Below are 11,602 nucleotides of genomic sequence, written 5' to 3'. Positions count from 1 at the left end.
AAGTAGCTTTTCTCAACAAACGGATAAAACGTTTTGGAAGTATGGCCATTTAATTTTTACCGGCTTTTATTTATTGCCATTAATTATTAATTTTGACCAATTTACAAAAAGCCAAATGAGCCTATGTTTAGCTTTTTATATTGCTTTTATTATTTTGTACATAAAAGCAATTAACTGCAATAACACAAAAATTACCCCCTTATTTTTAGCCTTGCTCGCCATTTGTTTTAGCGCCACTTTTTTTACCTCTGGCACACCTACTTTGTATGGTTTTGTTGCTTATGTGGCAGGGTATAGTTATACCCAAAAGCAGCGGTATTATGCCGCATTAGCTATTATAGTCGCGCTTTTTACAAGTTCGTATTTAAGCGATATAGGAAAGCTTCAGTACTTTTTGGCTGTGGCATTAATATTATGTGCCGCCTTATTTAGCTATGGAATTGCAGCAAAAAGAGAGCGCGAACATAAAAAGCGCGAACAAGAAAGCGCAAAGCAATTGGAGCAACTAGCAGCCATTGCTGAGCGTGAACGCATAGCCCGAGATTTACATGATATTTTAGGTCACTCACTGTCATCAATAGCTTTAAAAGCTGAACTTGCGAATAAACTAAATCAAAGTGAACGATACGCGCAGGCTAATAACGAAATAGCCCAAGTAGCAGATCTTGCAAGACAGTTACTGAGTGATGTACGAAACGCGGTAAGTGATTTAAAGCAGCTCAACTTAAACAGCCAAATAACACAGCTAAAACAAACACTCAAAGAGCAAGGCTTTAACATAAAATTTAACGTTAATTTAGCGACGTTACCTGCCAAGGTTGAGGGCATTGCGAGTCTTATTATTAAAGAGTCAGTGACTAATTTATTACGCCATAGCAGCACAAAAATCGGTTCTATTAATATAGAACAAACAAAGCGGCAATTACTTATTGCCGTTATTGATAACGCGCCATGCACCACATTAAAAGCGGGAAATGGTTTAAATGGCATTAAAGAGCGAGCAGAGCAATTAAACGGCAGTGCAAAATTTACCTGTGGCGATACATTTACTTTAAACGTTGTACTGCCATTAAGTGCTGAGGATTTAAAATGATCAAAGTATATTTAGTTGAAGATCAAGCGCTGGTGCGCGACGCAGTTGCCGCTTTATTAAGCCTTGACTTTAATATTGAGGTAATTGGTCAAGCATGTAATGGACGAGATGCGTTAAATGAAATCAGCGCGCTTGGTAAAGACTTACATCCAGATATCATTTTAACGGATATAGAAATGCCAAGCATGAATGGCATTGAGCTTAGTGAGCAAATAGCCGCTAAATATCCTGCAATTAATATGGTAATTATGACCACTTTTTCACGTGCTGGTTATATTAGGCGCTCTTTGAATGCGGGTGTTAAAGGTTTTATTTTAAAAGAAGCACCCAGCGAAGAGCTAATAAACGCGTTAAAAAAAGTAATGCAAGGGCAAAAGGTGATTGACCCAGAACTTGCCATTAATGCCCTAGACGATGCCGACCCACTCACAGATAAAGAGCGTAAAGCCTTAAAGCTTGCAAGTGATGGCTTAAAAACCAGCGAAATAGCTAAGCAGCTCTATATAAGTGAAGGGACAACGCGTAATTATTTATCTGATGCGATTGCAAAGCTCAATGCCACAAACAGGATAGATGCAGCGCGTATCGCTCGGCAAAAGGGATGGTTATAAATAACTTCTTTAATGATTACAAAAATAGGCACTTTATAAATTTTATACAACGTATTACTATTCAGTGCATAACTATAAAAGTAACGAAAAGTGCTAAAAGCGCAGCTAAATGCACTCAAAGAGGCTCGAATGACCGCATTAATAAAAATTACCACTGAGCAAAACGTGGCAATACTTACCATGAATACCGCTGAAAACCGCCATAACCCTAGTTTTATAGCTGAACTTAATCAACACTTAGATAGCATAGAAGCCAATGGCGATATTAACGCCGTAGTATTAACCTCAAGCAGCGATAAAAGCTGGTCATTGGGAATAGATTTACAGTGGATGGCAAGTCCAGATAACACGCCTACAGTTATTGCTGATTTTATGAATTCGATAGGGCAGTTATTTAAACGTATAGTGACGTTTCCTATGCCTATCATTGCTGCATTAAACGGTCACACTTATGGTAATGGCTCGGTGTTGGCATGTGCCTGTGATTTTCGGTTTATGAAATCTGACAAAGGCTTTTTCTGCTTTCCTGAAGTTGATGTACTGGTACCGTTTGTACCGTCTATGTTTCCGATTATTAATAAAGCGATTAATCCGCAATTTTTTAACCGCTTAGCTATGACTGGCGAGCGTGTTGATGCGCAAAAATTGTTACAACAAAATGTGGTAGAAGCAATTTTTGCTGATGAGCAAGCCTTGCAAGCGGGTGTGTTAGAGTTTGCGCAAAGCTTTAATAAAAATCGTTGGATATACGCTCAAAACAAAACCCAAATGAACAAACCAATACTCGATGTTATGGCTGCACAAGACTCGGCTTTTATTGAAAACATCAGCACGCTATTGTGGAAGAAACTACAGCAAAAGTAAGCTGTTTTTATAAAAGTGAGTAAACATAACTACAGTTAATTTACTCACTTTCATGTGCATTAATTAAGTAGGTGTTAAGTGTTATTTAGCTACATTGCTACAAAATGCAAAAGCTAATAACGCTTTATTAAAAGTTTAATGGCTTTTACCTGTCTCATTTCGAGTATATGAGTTAAAATGCTTACATAACCAACTAACAAGATAGTGAATGTCAAACCAAGATCCAAATCTCAGTCGAGAACAAGAAAAGTACGAAAACCCAGTCCCTAGTCGTGAGTTTATACTTACTCACCTTCAAGAGCGTTCAAAACCTGCTAATTACACGCAACTATGCGAAGAACTCGCAGTCAACGATGAAGAACGACAAATAGCATTTAAGCGCCGACTTCGTGCCATGGAGCGCGACGGGCAATTGTATTTTAATAAATTTAAATGTTATGCCCTGATTGACGAAGCCGGTTTAACCAAAGGCAAAGTTGTCGGTCACAGAGACGGTTTTGGCTTTTTAGAAGTTGAAGGCGAGAACAAAGACTGGTTTATTGCTAAGCATCAAATGAATATGGTGCTGCATGGCGACATTGTTCTTGCGAAAGGCACTAAGCGTGGTTCAGGCTCAAAATGCGATGCCCGTATTATTAAAGTACTCACTAATGAGCGAGCGCCTATTGTTGGCCGCTATTTTGTTGAGCATGGTATTGCCGTTGTGGTTGCTGAAGATCCGCGCATTACTCAAGATATTATTATTTTACCGGGTAACGAAAAAGGCGCACGCCACAACCAGATGGTGCAAGTGCAAATAACTCAAAATCCAAGCCGCAATATGAATGCGGTAGGTAAAGTGATTGACGTACTGGGCGAGCATTTAGCGCCGGGTATGGAAATTGAAGTTGCGCTGCGTAATCACGATATTCCACACGTGTGGCCTGAAGAAGTTGAGCAGCAAGTTGCCCACTTAGGTGAATTTGTTGAAGAAGCCGATAAGCAAGGCCGTGTTGATTTACGCGGCTTACCACTTGTCACTATTGATGGCGAAGACGCTCGCGACTTTGATGACGCTGTTTATTGTGAACCTAAAAAATCAGGTGGCTGGCGTTTATGGGTAGCCATTGCCGATGTATCCCATTATGTAGGTATGAACACGCCGCTTAACAAAGAAGCGATAGAGCGCGGTAATTCAGTGTATTTCCCTGAGCAAGTTATTCCAATGCTGCCAAAAGTATTGTCTAACGGTTTGTGTTCGCTTAACCCTGAGGTTGATCGCCTGTGTATGGTTGCAGAAATGACCGTATCGCAAGAGGGTAAGCTGTCGGGCTATAAGTTTTACGAAGCACTAATGAATTCGCATGCTCGTTTAACCTACACCAAAGTAAATGCCATTTTACAAAATGACGAAAAGCTCCGTAAAGAATACGCAGCTGTAGTGCCACATTTAACTGACTTACAGCAAATGTACATGGCATTAAAAGCAGCACGCCAAGAGCGTGGTGCAATTGAATTTGAAACACTCGAAACTCGTTTTGTATTTAACGCACAACGTAAAATAGAATCTATTGTGCCGGTTATTCGTAATGATGCGCATAAGCTGATTGAAGAATGTATGATTTTAGCTAATGTTTCGGCGGCTAAATTACTTGAGAAACACGAAGCAAGTGCATTGTTTAGGGTACATGATGAACCCGATAGCGAAAAACTGGGTAACTTTACTCAGTTTTTAACTGAGCTAGGTATTGAAAGCACGCTAAGCGACGAACCCACCCCGAAAGAAATTACTCATGTGTTGGCTCGTTTAGGGGATCGTCCTGAAGCTGAACTTATTCAAACTATGCTGCTGCGCTCAATGAAGCAAGCGGTATATCAGCCAGATAACATAGGTCACTTTGGTTTAGCATTATCGGCCTACGCACACTTTACCTCGCCAATTCGCCGTTACCCCGATTTAGTGGTACACCGTGCAATTAAAGCGGTGTTAAAAGCGCAAGGCCAACAAACCTCAGGTGAATACGCATACAGCGATGATGAAGTCGATCAACTTGGTGAGCAGTGTTCTACCACTGAGCGCCGCGCTGACGATGCCACCCGTGAAGTAGCCGATTGGCTAAAATGTGAATACATGCAAGATCATGTAGGCACGGAGTTTAACGGGGTTATTTCATCGGTTACTAATTTTGGTTTATTTATTCGTTTAGATGATTTGCAAATTGATGGATTAATTCATGTTACCAATTTAGGTGATGAATACTTCCAACATGATGCGGCTAAACATTGCTTGGTGGGTGAACACACACATACGGTTTATCGTTTAGGCGATAAAGTAACTGTACAAGTTGCCTCGGTAAGCTTAGATGATCGCCGAATTAACTTAACGCTTAAAGGCGATGTGGCTCAAGATCGTTATGCGCGTCGTCGTGCGCCAAAAAAGAATGCCCCAGCAAGCGTTCGCTCGCAACTTAAAGCCGGTAAAATACCGGGTAAAAAGTCAGCAAGCGACAGTAAAAAACCAAAAGGTGGAAAAAAGCCTGCAAGTAAAACTAAAGCAGCGGGTAAATCTAAAGTAACAGCGGATGACACCACCGCGAAGAAAAAAACCAAAAAGAAAGCGGTCAAAAAGCCTAAAAGACCAGGTAAAAATGCCCGTAAACGTAGTAGCCCAGGAGCAAACAATTCGTGAGTAATGAATTAATTTTTGGCTTTCACTCTGTTGAAGCAATTTTAGCAAAAGAGCCAGAGCGCTTTATAGAAATATACGCCCTTAAGGGACGTGATGATAAGCGTTTATCGCCTGTGATTGAGCAAGCGCGTCAGTTTGGTATTTCAGTACAGTTTATGCAACGAAAAGCGCTTGATAACAAAGCGAAAGATGAACAGCATCAAGGCATTATCGCCAACGTAAAAGCGGCGCGAGTGTTTAATGAAAAAGATCTTGATGAGATCATTGAACGTGAAGACACGCCATTTTTACTGGTGCTTGATGGCATTACCGATCCGCATAATTTAGGTGCTTGCTTACGTAGTGCCGATGCAGCGGGCGTACATGCGGTGATTGTTCCTAAAGACAAATCAGCAAAGCTTAATGGCACAGCACGTAAAGTAGCCTGTGGCGCAGCAGAAACGGTACCGCTTATTCAGGTAACTAACCTTGCACGTACATTACGTGAAATAAAAGACGCGGGCGTTTGGGTTGTAGGTACTGCCGGTGAAACCGATACACATGTATTTGATGCCAGCTTAACAGGCCCAATGGCGATTGTAATGGGTGCTGAAGGCGAGGGCATGCGCCGCTTAACGCGTGAGCATTGTGATGTGCTCGTTAAAATCCCAATGGCAGGCACGGTTTCAAGTTTAAATGTATCGGTAGCAACCGGCATTTGTTTATTTGAAGTGTTACGCCAGCGCGCAGAAACAAATTAAGCCTAAGTCTAACTAGCCTAAGCTCAGGCTAATTACATAGGGATTATAGGCATTAAAAAGCCGAGATTGATTACATCAATCTCGGCTTTTTTGTACTTTTAAGTTAGCGCTTTATTAAAAGCTGTAAGAGTAACCCATTTGTACTGAGCGTGGCTTACCAGGTTGAATACCGCCATTTGCGCGGTTAGCAATGTAGGTTTTATCAAACAGGTTATCAACGCTTAGGTATACTTTTTGATTTTCATCAATTAAGTACTTAGCAGCTAAATCCCATACAACACGGCTATCAATCGCATTTAAGCCTGAGTCAGAAAGGTCAGCATGTGCATCCGATACGTAACGTATTTGGCTATTAACAACAAAGTTATTCACTTCGGCACCAAATGATAAAGCAACTTGGTTTTCTGGTACGTAAGGCATTGCATCGCCTTTTTCTACAGAGCCCCAAATTTCTGAATCAAATGTGTTTTTAAACTCTGAATCAGTGTAGGTGTAAGTCAGTTTAACTGGGAACGCAACTGATGCAGTATTAAACGTACGACCAGCGCTAAATTCAAAGCCTGATACTTCTACTTCACCGTAGTTGTATTGGTCGCCAATGTTGTCGTCGCTACAGCCTACTGACGCGGTACAGTTACCATGCATGTTGTCGTAATCAGAGTAGAATGCAATCACTTCACCGTTAAAGCCGTTTGCATTAAAACGAGAACCAAACTCAATGTTGACGCTTTCTTCTTCGTCTTGGTCAGCATTGCCTGGCGCTGCGGGTGCATAACCTTTTTGAATGCCTGCAAGTAACGTTACGTTGTCGTTAAGTGTGTAAGTAGCACCTAAAGACGGTACTAAAATTTCAGTATCGTTTGAAATATCTTTCGTTAAGCCTTGGCTACGAGTTGGATCTGATTTAGCCCATTCTTCACGGGTAATAGTAATGTCTTCATAACGCAGACCTGCACTCACAACTAATGCATCCATTGTCCATTCGTCTTGAATAAATAGGGTGCTTGCTTTTGCGCTGTCTAAGCGATTGCTATTAGAGCCAGGTGCGCCTTGCGAAGTAAGAGTCATGCTTAAATCTTGATTAAGCGTGTATTTGTCTTCCCACTGGAAACGATCCATTTCATCTTCGTGGTAACGTACGCCAACTGTAATATAGTGATCGCCCGCTGGAATATGCAATTCAGACTGCACACCTTTAGCTTGGTAGTCGCGGTTATTAGCTTTAACACCTATGTTTTCGATGCCTTCAGCCGTTGGGTTTGCTTCAAATTCACTGTATTGCTCAAGGTAGCTTTCGCTTACTTTACTGGCTTTGTACCAGTTACGGTGGAAGTCGTTTAGATAAGCGGTTGCTAAAAATTCGTAACCTTCACCAAAGCGGTATGCATAGTTTACTTGGTATGCATTATGACGGGTGTTCATCTCATCATTTTGCGATGCCGCATAACGACGGTTAGGATTTTCTTGGTAATCTGCGTTAGTTAAGCCCATGTACGTTTCGTCTGATGTTTCTTCAGAGTACTTAGCTTTAAACTCAATGTTGTGGGCATCGTTTTCACCAAAAGTATGGCCAAACTTTACCAGTACGTCATTTTTTTCAAAACCAGTGTTGTCATCACCTACTGGTAATTCTTTAAAACCATCAGCGCCATAAGAAAACACTTCAATTAAGCCAGCTGTGTTATTTTTTTCTTTAGCGAAGTAAGCGTGACCTTTATAGTAACCATCGCTACCAAGTGCCGCGTCAACCATACCCATAGAGCTATTGACTTCAGTTGGTAAGCTGCGAGAAAGTAAATTTAATACACCACCGGTAGTGCGCGGGCCATATTTAACTGAGGCAGCACCTTTTAATACTTCAATAGATTCCATACGGCCCATAGTTGGGAAGTAATAAGCCGATGGTGCAGAGTAAGGAGCCGGTGCAACGAGTACGCCGTCTTCCATTACTGAAATTTTATCGTTACGGCCAGTACCTGTACCACGCATACCAATGTTAGGACGCAAACCATAGCCATCTTCTTCTTGAACGTATACACCTGGTACAGATGCTAATACGCGAGAAATATCGGTAAATTCGAATTTTTGCAATTCTTCATCAGAGATAAATGTAGCCGATCCTGGAATATCGTTAATTGCTGCTTGTGAGCCAATAACGGTAATTTGTTCAAAGTTGCGTTCAACGCCGCCGGCATCTTTTGCCATTGCTGTAGCACTTAAAGACAGCGCTACGGCTGCAGTTAACGAGGAAACTAAAAATTTATGTGACATTGATTACCCTAAAAATAGTTCAACTACTAAAATTGGCGTAATTTAAACATGTTAACGAATGAGAATCAATATTATTAAGTTTTAGTTATATTTACATTTGCCGTAAAAATACGCTATTTTTATAACATTTTTAACTAGGGTCTGTTGATCTTTTAAGGTTAATTTTGCAGCAGTCTGTTTGGTATTTAGGCAAGGCAGAGCCTATGTGGTGTGGTTATTCCCCATAAATAGGCGATAACGCAGCATCAATGCCAAACAGGCGCTGCCCGAAGGGTTCTGCCTAGGGGCGATTTACTCTTTGTTGCTCGGTTTTTACTTAGCCCACTAGGTTACAAATCTCGCGCCGCGATTAAACCGCCCCTAGTTTGAACAAATCTTAATCCGCAAAGGTCAACAGACCCTGAATGTTTATTCTAATCTTATAAAATTAGGATAATGTATTGGCTGGTGGCGGTTAATTTAACCTGAACTCTGTGTGGGATAGATTTATTATCCAGAGTTCAGGTTATTTAAGCAGTGGGATAGCCTAAGCGCAGCTTAATAAATTCGGCGAGTTTAAATACCGCGTTTTCAGGTTCGCTGGCGGTTTTTACTAAACTAATACCTATGCTACCAAGCGCAGGTAAATGTTTAGTGTGTAAGTGATAGGCTAAATCGTTAGGTACGGTACTTTTTGCGAGCACTGTTATGCCTAAGCCTTCTTTTAATGCGGCAATTAAACCGGTTAAATCGGCATTACTGTAAACAATACGATATTTAATGCCTGCTTTTTCAAGCGCCTGAGTTGCTCTGCGTCGGTAAATACAGCCTTCAGGCGCGGTCACTAAGGTTACCGTTTCATTTTGTGCCAGTGATAGGTCGCCCACCCACACTAATTGGTCTTGAATAAAAATAGGGAATTTTTCTGAGTCTAGTTGCTCGTTAAGCGCTAACACTAAATCAAATTGATCTTGGCGCTCATCAGAGAGTAGGTGTTTACTTAAACGTGATTTTACTTCAAGTGATACCTCAGGGTAGAGCGCCACAAAATCGCCAATAATGGAGGGCAAAATACGCGCGGCAAATTCGCTAGGGATCCCCAAGCGCACTTTACCGGTTACACTTTCTGAGGTGAACAACTGCAAAATGGCATCGTTATGCTGCACCATTTGCTTTGCCATCGGCAGTAATAACTCGCCATATTGGTTGAGCACTTGTCGTTGCCCCTGCTTTTTAAATAATTTATAGCCGAGTAAGTCTTCTAAGCGTTTTACTTGTAAGCTCACCGCAGGTTGCGAAAGGCCAAGTAAATCGCCTGCTTTGGCAAATCCACCAACCTCAACCACCATAACAAAAGTTCGTAAACTGTCGGTTGAAATATTTTTCATATTTAAAATTACTATTTATATGGCTATATATATAAGTATTATTTATCAATTGATAAGTAATTACAATTTGTTGTTGTAAGGCTTGCGCAATATACTTTTGCTATTAAAGATTGATAGGTATTTGTTATGACTTTTAACCCGATTATGTTTGCCCGCCATAGCAACGCTAACAGCGCGGTTATTAATGCCTTACAAGCCGATAGCAGTCACGTTGTTATTGACTTTAGTGGTAGTGAAGCATCGGTATTTTTAAGTGCTATTTTAGGTCATGACCTCACCAAACTTACCGCTAGTGGCTTTGGCTTTAAAGGCACACTGGATGGCGATTTAAATTCTGATTTTAGCTACGCCGTTTACTACTTTAGCGAAACCGCCTTTCGATTTGTACTTCCAGTTAATGCTAGCCTGCAATTACAAGCGCTCATTAACGAGCAGCAGCTTAGATACGATATCGACTTTGTGGTACGCACCGACTTAGCGACCTTTACTTTAAAAGGCGACAATGCATTTGATACCTTAGTTGAGGCATTTAAACTAACCCCAGGGTTACGCCTTGCTGACGCGCAGCTTTGCTATGGCGCGCAAAGTGGAGACGTGTTTGTTACTGCAGTAGATCAAAACAACGAACAGCAGTTTATTGTTATTGCTAAAACAGCCACCCTTGATAAGTGGCAACAGTATATGCAGCAACAGGGCTTTAGTGTTACCAACACTCAAGCAGCCTAACGGATAAAAAGTTAAAGATTACAATTTGGTAGGCTTAATAATGGCTACCATGTTATTCCCCCTCATTTAATTGAGGCCACGCCCACACACATGGGTTAATTTAAAAGTGAAGGAATATTATGACTTCTAAAACAGTATTACATGCAAAGCATCTTGAAGCCGGCGCAAAAATGGTTGATTTTCATGGCTGGGAAATGCCAATTAACTACGGCTCACAAATAGAAGAACACAACGCCGTACGTAACGATGCGGGTATGTTCGACGTATCACACATGACCATTGTTGATATTCAAGGTGAGCAAGCACAAGCGTTTTTACGCAAGCTAGTAGCTAACGATGTTGCTAAGTTAACCTTACCAGGTAAAGCGCTTTACACTGGCATGCTTAACGAGCAAGGCGGCGTAATCGACGACTTAATTATTTACTACTTTAGCGAAACATTTTATCGCTTAGTGGTTAACTCAGCGACCCGTGAAAAAGATTTAGCACATTTAGCTAAGGTATCGAGCGATTTTGCTGTAACGGTTACTGAGCGCCCAGAATACGCCATGATTGCGGTTCAAGGCCCTAATGCACGTACTAAAACAGCCCAGGTATTAAACGCAGACCAGCAAGCTGCAGTAGAAGGCATGAAGCCATTTTTTGGTGTTCAAGCCGGTGATTTATTTATTGCTACAACAGGTTATACTGGCGAAGACGGTTACGAAATTGTAGTACCAAACGAGCAAGCAGCCGATTTATGGCAGCAACTGCTTGATGCCGGTGTGGCGCCAGCGGGCTTAGGTGCGCGCGACACACTGCGTTTAGAAGCAGGTATGAACCTTTACGGCCTAGATATGGACGAAAGCGTATCACCACTGGCAGCTAACATGGCATGGACTATTGCATGGGAGCCAGAAGATCGTGACTTTATTGGTCGTGATGTTTTGGTAAAACAACGTGCAGAAAAAAGTACTCACAAGCAAGTAGGTCTTATTCTTGAAGAAAAAGGCGTACTACGCAGTGGTTCTAAAGTAATTGTTGATGGTGGCGAAGGTGTTATTACATCTGGCACATTCTCACCAACATTGGGCTATAGTGTTGCATTAGCACGTGTACCACGTTCAACTGGCGACACAGCTCAAGTAGAAATGCGTAAAAAATTAGTTAACGTAAAAGTAGTTAAGTCGGGCTTTGTACGTAACGGTAAATCAATAATCTAAATAATTTGGTTATACCAATAAATAAGTTAGCCTTATTCATTGGTATTCTCCCAATCTAAA

9 protein-coding genes are annotated in these 11,602 nt (G+C 41.3%); 7 read left to right on the top strand and 2 right to left on the bottom strand.

Annotated elements, in window-relative coordinates; all coding sequences use genetic code 11:
* The 5 genes from QL989_RS17220 to rlmB all read left to right on the top strand — a co-directional run.
* On the top strand, nt 1-1,093 hold a 1,093-nt coding region (locus tag QL989_RS17220), incomplete at its 5' end, for a histidine kinase (RefSeq protein ID WP_290171372.1).
* Complete coding sequence (locus QL989_RS17215; RefSeq protein ID WP_290171371.1) at nt 1,090-1,704, top strand: response regulator transcription factor; 615 nt, start codon at nt 1,090-1,092, stop codon at nt 1,702-1,704. The genes QL989_RS17220 and QL989_RS17215, both read left to right, overlap by 4 nt.
* Before the next feature lie 129 nt (nt 1,705-1,833).
* Nucleotides 1,834-2,568 (top strand): enoyl-CoA hydratase/isomerase family protein, encoded by a 735-nt coding sequence (locus QL989_RS17210; RefSeq protein WP_290171370.1) that lies wholly within the window; start codon nt 1,834-1,836, stop codon nt 2,566-2,568.
* 208 nt (nt 2,569-2,776) lie between these two features.
* Entirely contained in the window at nt 2,777-5,236 is a 2,460-nt protein-coding gene (gene rnr / locus QL989_RS17205) for a ribonuclease R (RefSeq protein ID WP_290171369.1), read from the top strand.
* A complete protein-coding gene (gene rlmB, locus QL989_RS17200) occupies nt 5,233-5,976 on the top strand; it encodes a 23S rRNA (guanosine(2251)-2'-O)-methyltransferase RlmB (RefSeq protein ID WP_008112440.1) in 744 nt (247 codons plus the stop codon). Before rnr ends, rlmB begins: the two co-directional genes overlap by 4 nt.
* Before the next feature lie 114 nt (nt 5,977-6,090).
* On the opposite strand, the gene QL989_RS17195 is transcribed toward rlmB, so the two are convergent.
* Entirely contained in the window at nt 6,091-8,247 is a 2,157-nt protein-coding gene (locus tag QL989_RS17195; RefSeq protein WP_290171368.1) for a TonB-dependent receptor, read from the bottom strand.
* Nucleotides 8,248-8,756: 509 nt separating this feature from the next.
* Nucleotides 8,757-9,614, bottom strand: a complete 858-nt coding sequence (locus QL989_RS17190; RefSeq protein ID WP_008465324.1) for a LysR family transcriptional regulator — start codon at nt 9,612-9,614, stop codon at nt 8,757-8,759.
* A 126-nt stretch (nt 9,615-9,740) separates the two neighbouring features.
* On the opposite strand from QL989_RS17190, the gene QL989_RS17185 reads away from it, so the two are divergent.
* Entirely contained in the window at nt 9,741-10,340 is a 600-nt protein-coding gene (locus QL989_RS17185) for a hypothetical protein (protein WP_008465326.1), read from the top strand.
* 119 nt (nt 10,341-10,459) lie between these two features.
* A complete protein-coding gene (gene gcvT / locus QL989_RS17180; protein WP_290171366.1) occupies nt 10,460-11,542 on the top strand; it encodes a glycine cleavage system aminomethyltransferase GcvT in 1,083 nt (360 codons plus the stop codon).
* Nucleotides 11,543-11,602: the final 60 nt, after the last annotated feature.

The organism is Pseudoalteromonas sp. APC 3224 (genome assembly GCF_030407535.1).
Lineage (GTDB): Bacteria > Pseudomonadota > Gammaproteobacteria > Enterobacterales > Alteromonadaceae > Pseudoalteromonas.
Note: the sequence above shows the minus strand (reverse complement) of the source record. Positions and strands in the feature narration are given on the sequence as shown.